This is a genomic window from Gloeothece verrucosa PCC 7822 (genome assembly GCF_000147335.1).
Lineage (GTDB): Bacteria > Cyanobacteriota > Cyanobacteriia > Cyanobacteriales > Microcystaceae > Gloeothece > Gloeothece verrucosa.
In genome coordinates this window covers 1,477,046-1,496,033 of record NC_014501.1, presented here as the reverse complement: position 1 = coordinate 1,496,033, position 18,988 = coordinate 1,477,046, and the positions used below count along the sequence as shown (strand labels likewise).

20 protein-coding genes and 1 pseudogene are annotated in these 18,988 nt (G+C 39.6%); 11 read left to right on the top strand and 10 right to left on the bottom strand.

Annotated features, from left to right (window positions below):
• The first annotated feature begins 189 nt into the window (after nucleotides 1-189).
• The 8 genes from CYAN7822_RS06715 to thrB all read left to right on the top strand — a co-directional run bounded on the left by CYAN7822_RS06715 (nucleotide 190) and on the right by thrB (nucleotide 7,121).
• Nucleotides 190-1,584, top strand: a complete 1,395-nt coding sequence (locus tag CYAN7822_RS06715) for a dolichyl-phosphate-mannose--protein mannosyltransferase (RefSeq protein ID WP_049802676.1) — start codon at nucleotides 190-192, stop codon at nucleotides 1,582-1,584.
• 292 nt (nucleotides 1,585-1,876) lie between these two features.
• Nucleotides 1,877-2,509: a peptide-methionine (S)-S-oxide reductase MsrA gene (gene msrA, locus CYAN7822_RS06710; protein ID WP_216701568.1), complete on the top strand. Its 633-nt coding sequence runs from the start codon at nucleotides 1,877-1,879 to the stop codon at nucleotides 2,507-2,509.
• A 99-nt stretch (nucleotides 2,510-2,608) separates the two neighbouring features.
• Nucleotides 2,609-3,067: a hypothetical protein gene (locus tag CYAN7822_RS06705; RefSeq protein WP_063820727.1), complete on the top strand. Its 459-nt coding sequence runs from the start codon at nucleotides 2,609-2,611 to the stop codon at nucleotides 3,065-3,067.
• Nucleotides 3,068-3,502: 435 nt separating this feature from the next.
• Nucleotides 3,503-4,129: a thioredoxin family protein gene (locus CYAN7822_RS06700; RefSeq protein ID WP_013321481.1), complete on the top strand. Its 627-nt coding sequence runs from the start codon at nucleotides 3,503-3,505 to the stop codon at nucleotides 4,127-4,129.
• 4 nt (nucleotides 4,130-4,133) lie between these two features.
• Nucleotides 4,134-4,826, top strand: a complete 693-nt coding sequence (locus CYAN7822_RS06695; RefSeq protein ID WP_013321480.1) for a cytochrome c biogenesis CcdA family protein — start codon at nucleotides 4,134-4,136, stop codon at nucleotides 4,824-4,826.
• 5 nt (nucleotides 4,827-4,831) lie between these two features.
• Nucleotides 4,832-5,440, top strand: coding sequence for a cytochrome b/b6 domain-containing protein (locus CYAN7822_RS06690; RefSeq protein ID WP_013321479.1), 609 nt, complete (start codon nucleotides 4,832-4,834; stop codon nucleotides 5,438-5,440).
• A 17-nt stretch (nucleotides 5,441-5,457) separates the two neighbouring features.
• On the top strand, nucleotides 5,458-6,174 hold the full coding sequence (locus tag CYAN7822_RS06685) for a molybdopterin-dependent oxidoreductase (RefSeq protein ID WP_013321478.1): 717 nt from the start codon (nucleotides 5,458-5,460) through the stop codon (nucleotides 6,172-6,174).
• A gap of 41 nt (nucleotides 6,175-6,215) precedes the next feature.
• Complete coding sequence (gene thrB, locus CYAN7822_RS06680; protein WP_013321477.1) at nucleotides 6,216-7,121, top strand: homoserine kinase; 906 nt, start codon at nucleotides 6,216-6,218, stop codon at nucleotides 7,119-7,121.
• Between the two features lie 89 nt (nucleotides 7,122-7,210).
• Here the strand turns inward: thrB and CYAN7822_RS06675 are convergent, their stop codons facing one another.
• The 6 genes from CYAN7822_RS06675 to CYAN7822_RS06655 form a co-directional block, all read right to left on the bottom strand.
• Entirely contained in the window at nucleotides 7,211-8,014 is an 804-nt protein-coding gene (locus CYAN7822_RS06675; RefSeq protein WP_049802507.1) for a hypothetical protein, read from the bottom strand.
• 164 nt (nucleotides 8,015-8,178) lie between these two features.
• Nucleotides 8,179-11,382 (bottom strand): PAS domain S-box protein, encoded by a 3,204-nt coding sequence (locus CYAN7822_RS06670; protein WP_013321475.1) that lies wholly within the window; start codon nucleotides 11,380-11,382, stop codon nucleotides 8,179-8,181.
• Nucleotides 11,383-11,489: 107 nt separating this feature from the next.
• Nucleotides 11,490-11,990 carry a DUF411 domain-containing protein gene (locus tag CYAN7822_RS06665; RefSeq protein ID WP_013321474.1) on the bottom strand — a complete coding sequence of 167 codons (501 nt, stop codon included), beginning with the start codon at nucleotides 11,988-11,990 and terminating at the stop codon, nucleotides 11,490-11,492.
• 99 nt (nucleotides 11,991-12,089) lie between these two features.
• A complete protein-coding gene (locus tag CYAN7822_RS06660; RefSeq protein WP_280990126.1) occupies nucleotides 12,090-12,470 on the bottom strand; it encodes an SDR family oxidoreductase in 381 nt (126 codons plus the stop codon).
• 149 nt (nucleotides 12,471-12,619) lie between these two features.
• Nucleotides 12,620-12,787 (bottom strand): hypothetical protein, encoded by a 168-nt coding sequence (locus tag CYAN7822_RS38620; RefSeq protein ID WP_013321473.1) that lies wholly within the window; start codon nucleotides 12,785-12,787, stop codon nucleotides 12,620-12,622.
• Nucleotides 12,788-12,878: 91 nt separating this feature from the next.
• The gene (locus tag CYAN7822_RS06655) at nucleotides 12,879-13,172 is read right to left on the bottom strand and encodes an RNA recognition motif domain-containing protein (protein WP_013321472.1); all 294 of its coding nucleotides are present in this window, start codon (nucleotides 13,170-13,172) and stop codon (nucleotides 12,879-12,881) included.
• Nucleotides 13,173-13,566: 394 nt separating this feature from the next.
• Between CYAN7822_RS06655 and CYAN7822_RS06650 the strand changes: the two genes are divergently transcribed.
• The 3 genes from CYAN7822_RS06650 (at nucleotide 13,567) to ndk (ending at nucleotide 15,750) form a co-directional block, all read left to right on the top strand.
• Nucleotides 13,567-13,764 (top strand): hypothetical protein, encoded by a 198-nt coding sequence (locus tag CYAN7822_RS06650; RefSeq protein ID WP_013321471.1) that lies wholly within the window; start codon nucleotides 13,567-13,569, stop codon nucleotides 13,762-13,764.
• A gap of 80 nt (nucleotides 13,765-13,844) precedes the next feature.
• Nucleotides 13,845-15,188, top strand: coding sequence for a TIGR03279 family radical SAM protein (locus CYAN7822_RS06645; protein WP_013321470.1), 1,344 nt, complete (start codon nucleotides 13,845-13,847; stop codon nucleotides 15,186-15,188).
• 115 nt (nucleotides 15,189-15,303) lie between these two features.
• Complete coding sequence (ndk, locus tag CYAN7822_RS06640; protein WP_013321469.1) at nucleotides 15,304-15,750, top strand: nucleoside-diphosphate kinase; 447 nt, start codon at nucleotides 15,304-15,306, stop codon at nucleotides 15,748-15,750.
• 128 nt (nucleotides 15,751-15,878) lie between these two features.
• Here ndk and urtE read toward each other — a convergent pair whose 3' ends face one another.
• From urtE to urtC, 4 genes and pseudogenes are all read right to left on the bottom strand, one after another.
• On the bottom strand, nucleotides 15,879-16,580 hold the full coding sequence (gene urtE / locus CYAN7822_RS06635) for an urea ABC transporter ATP-binding subunit UrtE (RefSeq protein WP_041933551.1): 702 nt from the start codon (nucleotides 16,578-16,580) through the stop codon (nucleotides 15,879-15,881).
• 53 nt (nucleotides 16,581-16,633) lie between these two features.
• Complete coding sequence (locus tag CYAN7822_RS40355) at nucleotides 16,634-16,993, bottom strand: hypothetical protein (protein ID WP_425365335.1); 360 nt, start codon at nucleotides 16,991-16,993, stop codon at nucleotides 16,634-16,636.
• Nucleotides 16,994-17,035: 42 nt separating this feature from the next.
• Nucleotides 17,036-17,770 (bottom strand): annotated as a pseudogene (gene urtD, locus CYAN7822_RS40350) (urea ABC transporter ATP-binding protein UrtD); the annotation flags it as partial.
• A 54-nt stretch (nucleotides 17,771-17,824) separates the two neighbouring features.
• A complete protein-coding gene (gene urtC / locus CYAN7822_RS06625) occupies nucleotides 17,825-18,982 on the bottom strand; it encodes an urea ABC transporter permease subunit UrtC (RefSeq protein WP_013321466.1) in 1,158 nt (385 codons plus the stop codon).
• Between the last annotated feature and the right edge of the window lie 6 nt (nucleotides 18,983-18,988).

Below are 18,988 nucleotides of genomic sequence, written 5' to 3'. Positions count from 1 at the left end.
TTACTCTACTAAAGCCATTTTTTCACTATAACACTTATAGAGCAATCTGACAAGTCTTTATTTAGGATGCTTATGTTCTAACTCGTCAGTCTTATCGTAAGCTAAAAAAGAACAACTTAAATATTATTGCCTATGGACTGGCGTTCTTTTCAGGTTGTCCTATCTCGCTACCTTGAGTTCTGTAGCCCTATGCTTGCCCCATTTCGCCGTTTTTCGGGGTTTCAATGGGGGATGTTGGGCATTTTTCTCTTTTCGCTCTTTTTGCGCTTTTGGAATTTAAGTCAGTTTAATACTTTGGTCTTTGACGAAGTTTATTATGCTAAATTTGCCAATGATTACTTAATCGGAACTCCTTTTTTTCAATCTCATCCGCCTTTAAGCCAATATCTAATTGCTTTTGGAATTTGGTTAGGTTCTCATCTACCCGCATCCCCCGATACGGTTAATAACTTAACGGGTTCTATGCGCTCTACCTTTAGCTATCGCTGGTTAAATGCGCTCACAGGTTCATTTCTTCCTTTAATTGTCGGTGCTATCGCCTACCAACTGACGGACCGCCGGAATTATGCTTTGATAGCCGCCGCCTTAGTGGCTCTTGATGGCTTATTTTTGGTAGAATCTCGCTATGCTTTGAATAATATTTACTTAATCTCTTTTGGGTTATTGGGGCAATTATTTTTTCTTTTAGCCCTCAAAAAACCACAGGTTCAATTCCGGCTCTTAATCATTGCCGGGGTCTTTTTTGGCTGTTGTGCGTCTATTAAGTGGAATGGATTAGCCTTTCTCTTAGGCATTTATTTGATTTTAGCGTTATATAATCTAAAAAAAATTCCTTTTCCTCCTCAATTGTCTTTATTTATTAGCCGCCTAACTCGCCCCGAAAAAATTTTAAATCATTGTCAAAACATCAACTTATTTCAGTTTTTTGTGGCTTTATTGCTGGTTCCTCTATTAATTTACAGCCTTCTTTGGATTCCTCATCTAATCGTCAATCCTGAGTATAATTTTTGGGAAGTTCATCGAGAAATTTATTTATTTCATCGACGAATCGGCGGCAATAGTCCTACTGTTCATCGTTATTGTTCTCCTTGGTATAGTTGGCTTATTATGTGGCGACCTGTGGCTTATTTCTATGAAACAGCCCAAACGAACCAAGGAAAAGTTATTTATGATGTTCATGCTATGGGCAATCCGATCTTATGGTGGATGTCTTTTCTTGCTATTTTGATCGTATTGATTTTATTCGGGCTACAAATTTTTAATAAAAAAACCGACAATTTCTATCCTTCGGAAATGATTATTTATTTAGCTTTTAATTATATGGCTAATTTGCTACCTTGGATGGAAATTAGTCGTTGTACTTTTCTTTATCATTATATGGGGTCTTATTTATTTACGATATTAGCCTTGGCTTGGCTCATTAATCAATGGTTAAACAGCCAACTTATATTAGAAAAAACTACAGGGGTAGTGACTCTGGTTCTGATTATAGTTGCCTTTATTCATTGGTCGCCCATTTATTTAGGAATACCTTTGTCAGACCTGGGATTTAAAATCAGATTATTATTCCCCAATTGGATCTAATCACCAATTTAGCGGCTTGAGTCACTGTTTAAAGGCTTAAAAATGCCTCAATATCTTATTTTTTTAGGGTTACCTGTTGTTCTCTGTCTCTGTTTTACCCTTAATGGAAGCCCACCTATTTATATTGAGTGGGCATTCATTTCTCAACATCTTCTCAGTAAAAACTCATCTAGGTTTTATCATTCTTATTTAATCTGAAAAAGTTATAGCTTATCTGAAGATATGATCAATTATGCTAGTTAACAGATTTCCCCTCTCTTGTTACCTATTGTTGGGCTTGTCCATCGTTTCATTGAACCTTGTTGTACCCATCAAAGGCGCTTCTCACACAACTGTTTCTGCTGTTACTCCCAAAGGGTCTGTTAAAATGCCAATTGCCGCAGCACCGAGAGAAGAAACCGCCGTTTTTGCTGGGGGATGTTTCTGGGGAATGGAAGCCGTTTTTGAGCATATTAAAGGTGTTTCTAATGTCGTTTCTGGCTTTTCTGGTGATAATCAAGCAACCGCCAACTATGAAAAGGTTAGTTCTGGAAACACCCAACACGCTGAATCAGTAAAAATTACTTATAATTCCTCACAAATTTCCTACAGAAAATTATTGGAAATTTACTTTTTGGTTGCTCATGACCCAACCCAATTAAACCGGCAAGGTCCAGATATTGGCAGTCAATATCGCTCAGTTATCTTTTTTGTGAATGACCAGCAAAAACAAATGGCACAAGCTTATATTGCTGAACTTAAGGGAGCGCATATTTTCCCAAAACCCGTTGTAACTCAGCTAATTGCTTTAAAGGGTTTTTATCCGGCAGAGGAATATCATCAAAATTTTGCCGCTCATCATCCCAATCATCCTTACATTGTGAGGTATGATTTGCCAAAGCTTCAACGGCTAAGGGAAACGTTTCCTTTGCTGTACAAAAAATAGTCCCCTAGGAGTTGGGATTTTTTAAGATAAAATTCAGCTTATTCTCAGGTTATGAGTAAATACTTGTAATTGTCCACCGACTTATCACATAGAAAAAGTATGAAGACCAAAATGTTCTGTTTACTCGCGGGTTTATTTTTTATTATTAGTTTAAGTGGTTGTTCTGGTAATACCACTAACACAAGTGATACTGCACCCAATTCTAATGCAGCACCGACTAATACTGATAGTCCAAGTAATAGTAATCAAGGCGATACTATGAAACAAGGCGATGCTATGAAACAGGGCGATGCTATGAAACAGGGCGATGCTATGAAACAGGGCGATGCTATGAAACAGGGCGATGCTATGAAACAGGGCGATGCTATGAAACAGGGCGATGCTATGAAACAGGGCGATACTATGAAACAGGGCGATACTATGAAACAGGGCGATACTATGAAACAGGGCGATGCTATGAAACAGGGCGATGCTATGAAACAAGGCGATGCTATGAAACAGGGCGATGCTATGAAACAGGGCGATACTATGAAACAGGGCGATACTATGAAACATTGAAAAATAGAGCGGTTCTCAATCTGCTGAGGTACAAATTTATCTGTATTTATCTGTCCCTTCAAGACCGTTCCTTTCGTCAGGGCCCGGCTGCTGGGCTGAAGGCTACGCGCACGGTTCTGGGCAAGGTTCATCTGTAAACAATTTCTTCGTCATATATAGCAACCCCTCCTGTAATTAGGACAGCTTGACTCATTTACATCTGTTTTCTGACAAGAATTTCCCTTCTGACTTCTGCTATAAGTACCTGGACATAAATAAAGCTTTCTGTATTAAGAAATGTATTTCTCTCCTAACTCTTACCCATTGCCCTTTCCCCGCAACCCCATTGCCCAATCTTACAGTTAACTTTAATTTTGTCCACCTACTTACCTCACGAACTTGGGAAACGCTATCTAATTTTTTAGCCAGAAAATACGTCTAAATTTCGCTTAGTTTATGAAAAAACATTGGATAAACAACAACTGGCTTAAGCGGCGACAATTTTTAACTTACCTGGGAATGGGAATAACAGGAGTTGGAGCAGTGGTCATGCCTCATCATTTTGACGTTAAACAATCTTTAACTGCTTCTACCTCGTCAAATAATGCTAATCCCATTGATTTTAATAAGAGACTTACTGCCTCATTTTCAAATAAAGCTCTGCCAGATTTTCAAGGGATTACTGAATGGTTAAATTCTAAACCTTTAACCATTGCGGATCTTAAAGGCAATGTTATCTTAATACAGTTTTGGACTTTTGCCTGCATTAACTGTCAGAGGACTATACCTTATATAGTTCGCTGGCATAACCAATATAAAACTAAAGGATTAAAAGTCATCGGGGTTCATACTCCTGAATTTGCCTACGAACGAGAGCTAAAAAATATTAGACGAGCAATGGAACAAAGGCAAATTTCCTATGCGGTTGCAGTAGACAATGATTATAAAACCTGGAATGCTTATAGTAATCAATACTGGCCTCATTTATTCTTAGCTGATCGTCAAGGTTTAATTTGTTATGACCATATAGGAGAAGGAGCCTATCAAGAAACAGAACAAATGATTCGTAAGCTTCTAGGTTAATATTATGTCTGCTACTGTCCTATCAGTTGGATTAGCTTTTTTAGCAGGATTTGTAACTGTCCTATCGCCTTGCATTTTACCTATTATTCCACTGTTAATAGGGCGCTCTTTTCAATCTCATCGTTTTGGCCCAATGTTTTTAGTCTTTGGATTAATCAGTGGGTTTGCGGTAGCCGGAAGCCTTTTAGGAGTGGCAGCTAGTTGGTTGAGTGAATTAGCTGGTATACTCCGAACTGTAGCACTTGCCCTTTTATTTATTTTAGGACTGTTGGCGATTTTTCCCCAATGGAGTTATCGTTTATTTAGTCTTATCCCTGTGGGAAAATCGGTTAAACAGGCTCTACCATTGGGGCTTTTAGGTGAATTTTACTTGGGAACTCAACTAGGTTTATTGTGGACTCCTTGTGCTGGTCCAGTGTTAGGAAGTATTCTAGTTTTAGCCGCCGTTCAACATCAGATTTTTGCGGCTTTTGCTCTTTTAGTAACCTTTGGAATGGGGTCTGCTGTTCCGTTATTGGTGATTGCTTATGGTGGACGTTATTTAAGTCAGCGACTATTAGGTTTACGTTTCCACAGCTACAGATTACAACGACTTGGGGGAATCTTGTTAGTAGGAGGAGCCATCATAATTCTGTTGGGTTGGGATATTAAAATTCAACTTTTACTAGCTCCACTTTTTCCCAAATTACCACTATAAAAGTTATGTTTAATCTATCTAAACGGACTAAATCTTCTAAACTTCCACGTCAGGCATTACTGGCTAAAGTTTTTCACTGGACGAATCTCATTAGTTTACTGTTAATGATCGGCAGTGGATTACAAATATACAACGCTAATCCAGTATTTGGCGGACGTTCAGGTTGGCATTTTCCCTCACTATTTTTATTAGGAGGATGGTTAGGAGGCGGCAGACATTGGCATTTTGCGGCTATGTGGTTATTTTCACTTAATTTACTCGGATATGGTCTTTATATTTTTCTGACTCGACGCTGGCAACATCGGTTTATGGGAGCCAATGATTTAAAAGCTTTACGAGTTAGTTCTAATCCTAAAAGAAAAATCTATGGATGGCATCGCTTAGTTTATACGGCTATTATTCCTGTATTAATAGGAGCGATTATTACTGGTTTAGGAATGTACAAACCGGCTCAATTGCACTGGATTGTCGATTCTTTTGGAAATTGGCAAACCCTAAGAACTGTTCATTTTCTAACTATACCGATCCTAATTATTTTTACTTTATGGCATGGCTTTTTGGCTTTTAAAGTAGGTGGAATACGTCTAATAAAATCGATATTTGCTACGTTTTGAGAGAGGATTGTCAAATAATGAAACGGATTAACTTTTCCCGTCTGTCACGTCGTCAAGTGTTGGAGCTATCCGGTCTTTCTGGATTAGGATTATTACTGAATAGTTGTGGCTCAACTTTTTTTGAGGATAAAGTTAATAAAATTTTTGAACCCTTAAATCAGTCTGTTGAAACTTTGTTATTTAATCCAGAAAAACCCGTCCCTGAGTTTCCTGCTAGTGCGATTCAAGAGGAGGCGTTATTAGTTAATACCTTTGATTTAACTCCCCAAATTGACCCAGAAACTTATCGACTAACCATTGATGGCGCAGTCAATCATCCTATACAATTAAGCTTGACTGACCTCAAGAATATGCCCTTTACTTCCATGACCATTCGCCATGTCTGCGTAGAAGGTTGGGCGGCAATAGTGCAATGGGGTGGGGTACGCTTACGGGATTTAGTGGCGATGGTACAACCCAAATCTCATGTTCGTTATGTTTATTTTAAATCAGCAGATGGCTATTATGAAAGTTGGGATTTAGCTTCAGCATTACATCCTCAAACGTTAATGGTTTATCAAAAAAATGGTCAGCCGCTTCCTGTGGAAAATGGCGCACCACTTCGATTAGCTTCTCCGATTAAACTAGGTTATAAGCAAAGTAAGTGGGTAACACAGATTACTTTGGTCAATCAATTATTTCCTCGGAAAGGCTATTGGGAAGACCAAGGTTATGAGTGGTTTGCAGGTCTTTAGTCATTTATACTAAATATATGTAATGTAATTCAAAACAAGAAATGACCGTTACCCTAACCGTTCCTGCTACTACCGCTAATCTTGGTCCAGGCTTTGATTGTCTAGGAGCCGCTTTAACCCTTTATAATCAATTTAAGTTTACTCTCACTTCAGAAACCGAAGAGAAAATTCTCGTAAGCGGCGCAGAAGCAGAACGGGTTAGTCGAGATAAAACTAATTTACTTTATCAATCTTTTGCGCTTTTCTATCAACATCTCAATCAACCGGTTCCTGCTGTAGAAATTGAGATCAAATTAGGGGTTCCTTTAGCCAGAGGGTTAGGAAGTTCAGCCACAGCCATTGTAGGGGGTTTAGTGGGGGCAAATTATCTAGCCGGTAACCCTTTAACTCAATCTGAAGTGATGGAATTAGCCATATCTTTAGAAGGACATCCCGATAATGTGGTTCCCGCTTTATTGGGAAGCAGTCGCTTATGTGTGGGGGAAATGGGGAATTGGCAAATTTGCGAGATTCCCTGGTATGACAAACTGATTCCCATTGTGGCTATTCCGGATTTTGAATTATCTACTCAAGAAGCGAGAGGCGTTTTACCCACTCAGTATAGCCGCGCTGATGCTATTTTTAATATTGCACGTTTAGGGTTATTGTTACAAGGACTCGAACAGGGGCGAGGAGACTGGTTAGCTATGGCGATGGAGGATAAGCTGCATCAACCCTATCGTCAAGGTTTAATTAAAGGTTACGAAGCGGTGAAACGAGCGGCTATCGCAGCCGGGGCTTATGGTATGGTAATCAGTGGGGCAGGTCCCACTTTACTCGCTTTAAGTTCTCAGGGTGAAGCGGATAGGGTGACTGAAGCGATGAGGGTGGCGTGGGAAAATGAAGGGGTAGCGGCGCAAGTGCAAGCACTCTCTTTAGATATGGAAGGGGCCAAAATTGTTAATTAAAGTCTGATCTTTAATTTCTGCAAAGTAGTATTTTACTTCTAATTAGGAGGTCGGAAAATGAATTTTCTCCTTTGTCCAAAGTCCAACCTTTATGACTGGCAGTATTTTAGAGTGGGAACTGGCTGACCATTAATTGTGTAAGCGGCTCCGGGAATTAAAATAAACTCGCTGGCACCGACTCGGCCATTTGGACTGCTCCAATCATAGGTATAGCCGAGACCAGTAAAGGGTTGGAGTCCTGGACGGATACTTATATAGTACAGGTTCTCGAAAAAGAGCTTATAGTCTGAGATTGATGCATCTGGAGTTGCTCCAATTACTTTAGGGATCTCGTCTCCCCACTTTCTATTACATTTTGTATCTGTAATTTCTGGATCAACGCAAGGGCGAAACAGATCTTTAGGATTGACCCACAGTTCTACAAAGACATCATAATTCCACTTAGGATCTAATCCAAGATACTGCTTTAAACGTAGGTTTAAGTCTGCTTCTGTGGCATTTGGATTATTTCGTAAATATTGTTTACAGAACTCTTTAACTTGAGGAGCAACTGTTACCCAGGTTAGTTTATTTCTTTTCTCCTCCGGGCTATTGCTGAAAGGTTTTATGTATTGATCATAAGTACGCTGGCTTTTCCAGGTCACAACTAAAATCCTTGTCTGAGTTTCATCCCAGGATGATTTTAGGAACGGGTTGTCTGGCGTAATTTGAATTAAATTATCAAAATCTTTCCCCTCTTCATCAACCAAAGCTGCATCTCTAATAGCAGACCTGTATCTTTCTTGTAAAGATGTTTCAATCGGCTGGGTAACTCCTTTCTGGAGCAAGCAAACTGATCCACCTAGAACAACCAAAAACAGGGTTATAGACTTTTTGAAGCTTTTATTTATCATGGGAGTGACTATAGGATGATTTGCTAGGTTGATGTTGAGTATACTCACATCTTGCACCTTTGAAAATACTGAGTAATTATGCTTAAACACTCAGCTAAGAAAATAAGCACTTAATCCGCTAAAATAGTCGAGTTTTAAGGTGTGATGAGTAAATTTGCTGATATTCAAGATGTCAATTTTAGAATTTGATCAAACAGATAATTATTCGCTAAATGCCTCAAATTCTTTCTCAATTCAGTTTGCTGAGGCGGAATTTGTTCAATCAATTCTAAAATGAGATCATCGCTACATTCACAAGCCGCTTGATGTAGTTGTGTCAGCCACTCAGTAGGCATCAAAGCGATTTCAGATTGAAGACTTTTAAGAGTCGCGGCTGATGAATCTTTCTCAGCAACCTGATAAGAATAAGAATGATCATAAATATATTGAACCCCCAAATGTTGGGCCATTTTTTCCCATAGCATCTCTTCTCTAAAAGGCTTACGCATAAAATCATCACAACCGGCCGATAATACCATCGCCCGGTCTTCTTCAAAAGCACTAGCCGTTAAAGCAATAATAACGGTTGCTTGCCCTCTAATACTAGACTTAATCTGTCTAGTCGCCTCATAACCATCCATAACCGGCATTCTCATATCCATCCAAATTAGATGAGGGTTCCATTCTTCCCAAATTTCTACCGCTTCTTTTCCATTAGTTGCCTCTCGTACATCAAACCCCATTAAAGTCAAAAGTTTCACCAATAATAGACGACTTTCAAGACGGTCATCCACCGCTAAAATTCTATATTTAGGCTGATGGGGAACTAAACCCATGACTTTCTTTTCGGGATGATTCTTTTTAATTTGTTTAGCTTCTGCCAATTGTGCCTGAATATCAAAAGCGAATAAACTCCCATTACCTGGCACACTACTCACGCGAATTTCTCCGCCCATCAGTTCGACAAACTTTTTACTAATGGGTAAACCTAAACCAGTCCCTTGATTAGATTTTCTACCCGTTTCTGTTTGTCCAAAGGCTTCAAATAAATTATCGATTTCATCAAGAGCAATACCCGGCCCAGTATCTTCAACTTCAAAGGTAATAGTCGCCATTTTAGGGGACTCTAGCGGCACTTTCCCCCCGCTTTTAACCCGCAGGGTAACGCCTCCTTCATCAGTAAATTTAATGGCATTACCGATCAGGTTGATTAACACTTGACGCAACTTTCCTTCATCGGTTTGAATATATTGGGGAACATCAGAGGCGCTATCAAAAATTAATTGTAATCCTTTTGCCTCTGCTCTGAGCCGCAGCATATCTTCTAAACTATCTAAAAGCCGATATAAATCAAAACTACTCTGATTAAAAGTCGTTCTACCGGCTTCTATTTTTGACATCTCTAAAATGTCATTAATTAAATCCAATAAATGCTCACCACTGCGGCTAATAATCTCTAAATTCGTCTTTTCCTCTTCTTTTAAAGCGGAATTCCTGGCCAATACCTGAGTAAACCCTAAAATTGCATTGAGGGGAGTTCGCAATTCATGACTCATACTAGCGAGAAACTCACTTTTTGCCCGATTTGCATTATCTGCCGCTTCTTTGGCCTGTTTCAAGGCTTCTTCAGCTTGCTTACGTTCGGTGATGTCTCGTACAATGGCAGTAAAAAGAATTTTTCCCCGTTGAACCAGTTTAGAAATAGAAACCTCAGCCAGAAACGCTGTGCCATCTTGGCGACGACCAAAAACCGGATTTCTTCCCCCCATTTGTTTTGCTGTCTGGGAGGCTTTGGCAAATGTATTGATATACTGCTGATGAATTTCGCCATAGTCAGAGGGTAAAAGTAAGTTAAATGACTGTCCTATGACCTCCTGAGCTTGATAACCAAAGGTTTTTTCGGCCGCATGGTTAAATAAAGTGATCTGTTGATTTTCATCAATGGAGATAATCGCTTCATTGGCATTATCTAGAATACCTGCAAAGCGTGCTTGTGATTCTTCTAGGGCGGCTTGTGCTTCGTGACGGGACTCAGCGATCGCAATAAATTCTCCGATCAGTTTTAATAAGTGTACATCTTCTTTCGTCCATGTTTTATGAGAGCCGGCATCTAGTCCTAAATATCCTACTGTTTTGCCGGCGTTAATCATGGGAACAATTAACACACAAGGAGTTAAACTCTTTAAGAGAGCTTCTTTTTCGGCTGTCGCTTCTGAGGGCAGGTCTTGTAAACGATTAATTTTAACGGTCTTGCCGCTTAATAATTGCTTTGTAAACCAAGGAAAAGTATCGACAGATTGGTTTTGGCATTTTTCAAGCTCTGATACAATTTTCGGGTTATGGGGATTACACCATTCATAACTCATACTCCATGAAGCTTGACAGTCTGAGAAACGAATAATATAGGCGTGTTCACTCCCTGTACATTCCCCAAGAGCTTGTAAAATAAAATTGATAGCTGTATTCAGGTCTTGATCGATCAAGGGTCGAGAAATACAACTGAGTAAGTGATCCCGTTTGGCTTGTTGTTCTAAGGCTTGTTCTTTTTGTTTGCGATCTGTTATATCTCGACTAATGCCGATAATTCCTAAGACTTCGCCATCTGACCCTAATACGGGAGTGGTGAAAGTATCTAAAAGGCGACGGTTTCCATTTTTGTAGGCTACCCATTCCTCATTGCGGTGGGAATTGTTTTGTTGCATCAACAGGGTATCATAGTGGTGTATTTGAGAAGCGATCTTACGGGAAAACAAATCAAAGTCGCTTTTGCCAAGGATTTCTTTATCTTTGCGTCCCAAAAACTCGGCAAAGGCTCGATTACAGACCCGGTAAATTCCTTGAGCATCTTTATAAAATATTAAGTCAGGAATACAATCAATCAGAGAGCGTAATAAACTCTGTCTGGCTTTTCGATCGCTAATATCGGTATGAGACCCTGCCATTCGCACGGGTTTACCGGTTGCATCCCACAATGCTTGTCCTCGAGAGAGAATCCATTTATAACTGCCATCTTTGCATTGCAGGCGAAATTCCACGACATAATAGGCTGTTTTGCCTTCAAAGTGTTCATGTAATACTTCCATCACCCGTTCTACATCTTTGGGATGAAGAAGCTTTCTCCAAGTTTTAAAATGGTTTTCTAGTTCGTCGTCTTGATAACCTAACATTTCTTTCCAACGGGGTGAGAGAAACAGTTCATTAGTTTTTAAGTTCCAGTCCCAGATCCCGTCATTATTCCCTCTTAAGACTAATTGCCAGCGTTCTTCGCTTTCGGTGAATTTTTCTTGTATTTCTAATGATCTTTGCTGTTCTTGGCGGAGCTTATCGAGTTCCGCTTGTAATTGTTGGTTCTTTAGTTCTAAGGCTTGGTATTGTTCTAAGGTAGCCATAGGGATTAAAAGGGAAAACCGGTTAAAAGAATTTTAGCTCCTTTAGAAGTAATACATTAATTAATTTTAGTTTTCGGAAATTTCAAAGACGGTTTTCCCAAAGCTAACTAATAAGACTGATATGTTTCAAAAATGCTTGTCTTGCCATTCTTTTCAAACCCCACCACTGAAAAGGGGTCTTTTCGGTTGCCCATTTCCATTCCTGGAGTTCCCACAGGCATTTGAGGGACGGATAGCCCTTGTAGCTCAGATTTATTCAGCACTAGCCGCTTAATGTCTTTTGCCGGTACGTGTCCTTCGATCACATAGCCATCAATTAAGGCTGTATGACAAGATGCTAGTTGTTCTGGGACTTGATACTTTTCTTTTATACTAAAAACATTTGGCGTTTTGATATTGGTTACTTTAAATCCCTGTTTATTTAAATGCTTGATCCAGCCTTCACAGCAACCACATGAGGGATCGCTATAAACGACGATAGAATTCTTTTCTAGAAGAGGGGTTTTTTGCTCCCAAATGCTTTGATTTTCTGCCCAGGCTGCCGGAGAAAAAGCCATGATTAAAATGGGTAAGAAAATTAGGAGAAGCAAAATTTTTTTTAACTTCATAAAGTTAGGCAAAAATCTACATTGAGCTACTTTTAATTATAGCTATTTTCTCCTCTTCTGATTCGCTTGAAAACAGCACAGCTTGTTAATAGAGTATGATTAGATAGCCGCACGAATTATCCCTCCTTCAACGCGAAGAGGGGCCCCATTAGTGGCTCTTGATAAGGGACTCGCCACATAAGTAACTAGATTAGCCACTTCTTCGGGTGTAGCAAATCTCTGTAACAGGGAGGACGGACGCAGGGTTTGAAAAAATTCTTTTTCTACCGTCGCAATATCTTTACCTTGTGAAGCCGCCATTTGAGAGACAAATTCTTCTACCCCTTCAGACAGGGTTGGCCCGGCTAATATGGAATTAACGGTTATTTCTGTCCCGGCTGTGGTTTCTGCTAATCCTCTGGCAATCGCAATCTGAGCGGTTTTGGTCATGCCATAATGAATCATTTCTGCGGGAATATTAACGGCTGATTCGCTGGAGATAAAAATAATTCTGCAGTTCTAAATAACTGCTCTGATTTTAGCAACAGTTATCAATTATGAATCATTAGTCAATTGTCTATTTTCCACTGCCTGTTAACTCACGACTCATGACTATTGACTATTGACTAATGACTATTGATTAATGAGCTTTACGCTGCATTATCTTCTTTTTCTTCAGCGTTATCTGAGTCATCTCGTCGGCTACGATATTGTCGGTTGCCTCTCCCTGTATTTTGGGATGACTTACGACGAAACTGACGAGCGTAGGCTTGATTTCTTTGTGCTTTCTCTTTTTTTAAATTTCGACGTTTTGCCACAGTAATTCCTCATTCATCCCACTTTATATCATAGAGTGATCGAAACTGTCAATCAATAGCACTCTTGACTTTTTATTGTATTAACAATTGTCTAGAAACGAGATTTATTTCTATAGCCTCCCCCATCTCGACTTCGGCTGTTTTCACGCTCTTTGGCTTTATTGACTTTCAGTTGTCTGCCCATCCATTCAGCCCGATCTAATTCAGCAATGGCTGAATCTTCCTGAGAGGTATTTTCCATTTCTACAAAAGCAAAACCTCGACGGCGACCAGTTTCTTTATCTACTGGCATATAAACTCGTTTAACTTGTCCATAGTCAGCAAAAATTTCGTTGATGTGCTTTTCTTCCACTTCAAAAGGGAGGTTTCCAACGTAAATCGACATTAATTGTCTCCTGAATCAAAAATGTGGTGAGAGATTCAGACCCTAGCAGAGCAGCCTTCCAATATTCAACACAGAACTAGAATCTGTCAATACCGAAAATTAACTAATTCTACAAATCCATACTCTCTATGGAGATTATAACACAATAAGGCTATGGGATGTAGGGAATTGAGTTAAGCGTTAACACTCTTTGAAAAATTTGAAACTGATAGGGCTTAACCCTTCCACTGAACGGTTTTATGTGATATAATACTACCCTCAAATAGATATTGTTTTTAAGGTAGCTGATCACAGTTGGCTAGTCTTTGGCTTAACCCCTTGCTCATTTGGGCGAATAGAGTCAAAGCTACCGAACTAAGTTGATCGACATCGGTGTGAATGTGAGGAGTGCAAAATGAAAAACATTATTTTTAACCATCAGGTTATTCGTAACTATCTGATTACTGCGGCGACGGTCATAACTATGAGTATACTCATAGGGGATTTGTTCCATAGTCAGGATAGAATCGCTCAACAAGATAGGCTCAATGGATATGCCCCTTTTCTCGGTGCTGGATTTGTCAATTATGGCAAAGAGCTTCGAGAACCTTAATCGTTGAGAAACCTATCTAAAAATCCTCACACAGCCAATCTCAATCCGTGTTAGGATTTAAAAAGTATTAGATAACACGGATGAGTAAAACCACAATTCGTCCTGCTCGGATTAGTAAAGTCTTACCCAATTCCATAGCGGCTGAAATAGGATTTGAGCCGGGAGATAAGATTATCTCTATTAATGGCACACAACCGAGAGATTTAATTGATTATCAATTTCTCTGTGCCGAGGAAATTTTAGAACTAGAAGTCATCGATGCCAAAGGAAAAACACATCATCTAGAAATAGAAAAAGATTATGATGAGGATTTAGGGCTAGAATTTGAAACGGCTCTATTTGATGGTTTAATTCAATGTAATAATCGCTGCCCTTTTTGCTTTATAGACCAACAACCCCCCGGTAAACGAGATAGTTTATACCTAAAAGATGATGATTATCGTCTCAGTTTTCTTTATGGAAGTTATTTAACCCTAACCAATTTAACAGCGCGGGAATGGGAAAGAATCGAACAGATGCGGCTGTCTCCTCTATTTGTTTCAGTTCATGCCACTGAACCGGAAATTCGCACGCGCTTATTAAAAAATCCTCGGGCCGGAAAAATCCTAGAACAATTACAATGGTTTCTTGAGCGGCGGCTACAAATTCATGCTCAAGTGGTGGTCTGTCCGGGCATTAATGACGGTAAACATTTAGAAACAACATTACTCGATTTAGCCCAATTTCATCAAGGAGATATTCCGGCTGTAATTTCGGCGGCTGTGGTGCCAGTGGGGTTAACTCGGTTTCGTCCGGGGGAAGATGAATTAATACCAGTTAGTCAAGAAAAAGCCAGAGAAGTCATTGCTCAAGTTCAAGAATTACAAGCTAAATTTAGAAAAAAATTAGGCACGAATTTTGCTTGGTTAGCCGATGAATGGTTTTTAATTGGGCGACAAGATTTACCGCCAGAATCTCATTATGAAGATTATCCCCAAATCGGTAATGGTGTAGGGTCGATTCGTCAGTTTATTAAAGCGTTTAAAACTTCGGCAAAAAAATTATTGCCAGCGACTATTACTCCGGCAAAACAATTAACTTGGGTGGTGGGAAATGCCGTAGAAAAAGCGTTTGAGCCTTTGGTACAACAGTTAAATAAGGTTGAGGGTTTAACGGTAAGTTTGGCTCCTTTAAATAGTGGTTATTGGGGACAAGAAATTACCGTGACAGGGTTGTTAACTGGGCAAGATTTAATCGAGGGTTTACAAGAAAAGGATTTGGGAGAGGGGATTTTATTGCCTTCTGTTATGCTTAAACATGATGAACCTAAGTTTTTAGATGATCTGACGGTGGAAGATGTGCAAGAGCGGCTCAAGGTTCCTATCTTTACGGTTGGGGGAATTGAGGAGTTACTTCAAGTTTGTGTTTCAGGAAAGGGAAATTAAGTTTATTTCGCGCTCATGACTAAAATGGTCTATCAGATCACAAAACAGATTAATTAGCGTCCTAAATAGGTTAATCTGGTTTTTGTGATAATCTGTTAAACCAAAGGAGATCACCTTGGAACGCACTTTTGTAATGGTCAAACCCGATGGGGTACAACGCGCTTTGGTCGGCGAGGTTATTCGCCGTTTTGAAGCTAAAGGGTTTACGTTAGTGGGACTGAAAATGGTGCAAGTGTCCCGAGAACTCGCTGAAAAACACTATGATGTTCATAGAGAACGTCCCTTTTTTGGCAGCTTAGTTAATTTTATTATCTCTGCCCCTGTGGTGGCGATGGTTTGGGAAGGTAAAGGTGTCATTGCTGCGGCGAGAAAAATTATTGGCGCAACTAACCCCCTTAATGCTGAACCGGGTACTATTCGCGGAGATTATGGTGTTGACATTGGCCGCAATTTGATTCATGGTTCTGATGCTCCGGAAACGGCGGCGCAAGAAGTTAGTCTTTGGTTTGGTGATGAGTTAGCTAACTGGGAACCGACGATTAAACCCTGGCTTTATGAATAGGGCATTGTACTAATTTTATCGCCTTATCCCCTGCCCTGGAGTGATCCCCCCAACCCCCCGCGAGGGGGGAAAATCTGAATTTTAGACCCCGAATTTTCGATAATAACTGCTAGTTCTAGCTCATTGTTTTAAACCGCTAAAAATTTCTGAATGATATCTTGGCTCAAATGACGGGTTAAACCCGAGGCAACAATGCCGCCTTTTTGCATCGCATAATATTTATCCGCTTGCCGCACAAAATGTAAATGTTGCTCCACTAATAATACAGATATTCCTGTGGTTTGAATAATCTGCCGCACGGCGGCTTCTATCTCTAAGATAATCGACGGTTGTATGCCTTCGGTGGGTTCATCTAATAAGAGTAATTGGGGTTTCCCCATTAAAGCACGAGCGATGGCTAATTGTTGTTGTTGTCCGCCGCTTAAATCTCCTCCCATCCGAGATAACATGGTTTTTAAAACGGGAAAGAGTTCAAAAATTTCGTCAGGAATTTCTTCTTTAACTTTTCTCGGTTTTTGACGTGCTTCTAACCCTAATAATAAATTCTCTTTTACTGTTAAGCGAGGAATGATTTCTCGTCCTTGGGGAACATAACCTATTCCCTGTTTAGCCCGTCTATCTGGGGATAATTTGGTAATATTTTGATTGAGATAATTAATCGTGCCGGTTTTGGGTTTTAACAGCCCCATAATAGTTTTGAGTAGGGTGGTTTTTCCTACCCCATTTCGTCCGATGAGACAAACCATTTCTCCTCTAGCGATGCTTAAGTCTACCTCTCGAAGAATATGACTTTCTCCATAATAAACATTTATATTAGAAATTTGTAACATCGGTGGAAATAAGATGTTATCGCTTTCTCGAGTCGCTGTTATATCCCCTTGAATCATCGGTTAACTCCTGCTGTAACTTTGGCTTCAATTTGCTGTACTACTTCTGTGGGTAAATTCAATTTTTCTACTAATCTTTGATAAGCCCGTAACTCATATTCATTGCTCTGGGTTTCATCAGAAGATACACTGATCACTTGATAACCTAACTTAAGAATTAATTCTCGTTCCTCATCACTGGTTATTTCCTTCAGTAAATTATCAATATCAACATCAGTCAGCAAATAATCTTTTAACTCTTGTTGTAATCTTTCTTGTTCTTCACTATCTCGGGAAAAGACACGACTTAAACGAGAGATGATAATATTTACTTCTTCGGCGGCTAATTTTCCATCAGCCCAAGCTAGAGAAGCCATGATGCGGAGAATTTTTAATTGATGAGAGGAAATACTCGGTTTAGTGCCTAAGTAAACTTCAATGACTCGCGGATTATTTTGCACGTCATCCATGCTGCCTTCACACAACACAGAACCCTGATGTAATACGGTTACTTTTCGCGCAATTTGTCTGACGAATTCCATATCATGTTCAATGACAATAATCGAATGACTCTCGGCTAAAGCTAATAATAATTTCCCGACATTTTCCGTTTCTTCATCTGTTAACCCTGCCACCGGTTCATCCACTAATAATAAATCCGGAGATTGAGCCACTAACATACCAATTTCTAAGCGTTGTTTCTCTCCATGAGATAGTAAGGCGGCGGGTAAGTCGGCTTTAGCCATTAAGCCTATGGTTTCTAATAAACTACTCACTTGACGCTGTTCTGAAGCCCGAGGACGACTAAATAAGCTGGAAAAAACATTTTTATTTTGATTAGCCGCTAAATCTAAATTTTCTTTTACGGTCAAGTTTTGATAAACTCTTGGCGTTTGAAATTTACGACCGATTCCTAAGCGGGCTATTTTATGTTCAGGCATTTTTTGCAAATTACGCCCTTTAAACAACACTCGTCCTACTGTTGGTTGCACTTTGCCGGTAATGACATCTAAAAATGTTGTTTTTCCAGCACCGTTGGGGCCGATTATAACTCGTAGTTCTCCAAATTCCATACTAAAATTTAGCTGGTTGAGGGCTTTAAATCCGTCAAAGCTTACGGTTAAGTTTTGTATTTCTAGGATTTTTTGGGTCATGGTTTTGATATTTTTCCACAAATGAATGCAGATGAATCGGGATCAATTAGAGGTTTAATCGATGATTTTTTCTTTTTCTTGTTGAACTTCGGGATTTTCATCAATAGCGGGATAAGTGACTAGGCGTTTTTGCCAACCGAATAGGGAGCGAATTTTGTCTAGTCCTCCGATGATTCCTGCGGGAAGTACCGTCACGACAATTAAGAATAATGCCCCTTGGAAGAATAGCCAAATCTCGGGAAATTGTTCACTTAAAAAAGTTTTGCCCCAGTTGACTAATAGGGTTCCTACGATAGCACCAATTAAGGTTCCTCGACCTCCTACCGCTACCCAAATAACCATTTCAATTGAGAAGGCAACTTCTAAGGAGGGACTCGGGGCAATAATGCCGCTTTGGACTGTATATAAGGCCCCAGAAATGCCAGCAATGGCCCCAGAAATCGCAAAAACTACTACTTTAAAACCGGTGGGGTCATATCCGGAAAATCTAACCCGAATTTCATCATCTCGAATAGCTTTTAATAACCGTCCAAACCGTCCACTTGTTAACCAGCGACAGAGTAAATAAACCAGAATTAAACACAAGATGGTTAATTCATAAAAAACTAATTGAACGCCATCCGAACCGACTAAAGCCCCGAAAAGGGTTTGAGTGTCGGTTTTTAATCCATTAGTTCCATTAATTAATTGTTGTTGTCCATTAAAAAAGTTGAAGAAAACTAATAAAGCCGCTTGTGTTAAAATGGAGAAATATACCCCTTTAATTCGATTGCGGAAAATTAGATAACCCAATAAACCCGCCACCAAACTAGGAATGACAATAATGGCGATAACCGTAAAAAATAATGAATGAAAAGGTTGCCAAAATAGCGGCAGTTTGGTCACTCCATAAAGGGTAAAAAATTCTGGCAGTTGTCCGGCAGGGAGTTGTAAATTGAGGTACATGGCTAACCCATACCCCCCAAGGGCAAAAAAGATGCCATGACCTAAACTTAAAAGCCCGGTATATCCCCAGATTAAATCAATGCCTAATGCGGCTAGACAGAGTGATAAAAATCGTCCTAATAATTTGAGCCTAAATTGTGAAAGGATAAAAGGCATCAACAGAGCTAAAATAAGAGCAACACCTCCTATAATGGCTCCCTCTAACAGGAATTGACGTTGACGCTTTTTAACTTCTTCCTTTTTGGGTGAAACATCTACAGTTAACATTTTTAT

What these genes read in the sequence shown, in the direction of transcription:
- urtE (WP_041933551.1), bottom strand. Translation starts at nt 16,580, where the DNA reads ATGTTACAAATTTCTAATATAAATGTTTATTATGGAGAAAGTCATATT.
- CYAN7822_RS06675 (WP_049802507.1), bottom strand. Translation starts at nt 8,014, where the DNA reads ATGATAAATAAAAGCTTCAAAAAGTCTATAACCCTGTTTTTGGTTGTT.
- CYAN7822_RS06690 (WP_013321479.1), top strand. Translation starts at nt 4,832, where the DNA reads ATGTTTAATCTATCTAAACGGACTAAATCTTCTAAACTTCCACGTCAG.
- CYAN7822_RS06665 (WP_013321474.1), bottom strand. Translation starts at nt 11,990, where the DNA reads ATGAAGTTAAAAAAAATTTTGCTTCTCCTAATTTTCTTACCCATTTTA.
- CYAN7822_RS06670 (WP_013321475.1), bottom strand. Translation starts at nt 11,382, where the DNA reads ATGGCTACCTTAGAACAATACCAAGCCTTAGAACTAAAGAACCAACAA.
- CYAN7822_RS06645 (WP_013321470.1), top strand. Translation starts at nt 13,845, where the DNA reads ATGAGTAAAACCACAATTCGTCCTGCTCGGATTAGTAAAGTCTTACCC.
- thrB (WP_013321477.1), top strand. Translation starts at nt 6,216, where the DNA reads ATGACCGTTACCCTAACCGTTCCTGCTACTACCGCTAATCTTGGTCCA.
- CYAN7822_RS06715 (WP_049802676.1), top strand. Translation starts at nt 190, where the DNA reads ATGCTTGCCCCATTTCGCCGTTTTTCGGGGTTTCAATGGGGGATGTTG.
- CYAN7822_RS06705 (WP_063820727.1), top strand. Translation starts at nt 2,609, where the DNA reads ATGAAGACCAAAATGTTCTGTTTACTCGCGGGTTTATTTTTTATTATT.
- CYAN7822_RS06655 (WP_013321472.1), bottom strand. Translation starts at nt 13,172, where the DNA reads ATGTCGATTTACGTTGGAAACCTCCCTTTTGAAGTGGAAGAAAAGCAC.
- CYAN7822_RS06700 (WP_013321481.1), top strand. Translation starts at nt 3,503, where the DNA reads ATGAAAAAACATTGGATAAACAACAACTGGCTTAAGCGGCGACAATTT.
- CYAN7822_RS06650 (WP_013321471.1), top strand. Translation starts at nt 13,567, where the DNA reads ATGAAAAACATTATTTTTAACCATCAGGTTATTCGTAACTATCTGATT.
- CYAN7822_RS40355 (WP_425365335.1), bottom strand. Translation starts at nt 16,993, where the DNA reads ATGGCTTCTCTAGCTTGGGCTGATGGAAAATTAGCCGCCGAAGAAGTA.
- CYAN7822_RS06695 (WP_013321480.1), top strand. Translation starts at nt 4,134, where the DNA reads ATGTCTGCTACTGTCCTATCAGTTGGATTAGCTTTTTTAGCAGGATTT.
- CYAN7822_RS06685 (WP_013321478.1), top strand. Translation starts at nt 5,458, where the DNA reads ATGAAACGGATTAACTTTTCCCGTCTGTCACGTCGTCAAGTGTTGGAG.
- urtC (WP_013321466.1), bottom strand. Translation starts at nt 18,982, where the DNA reads ATGTTAACTGTAGATGTTTCACCCAAAAAGGAAGAAGTTAAAAAGCGT.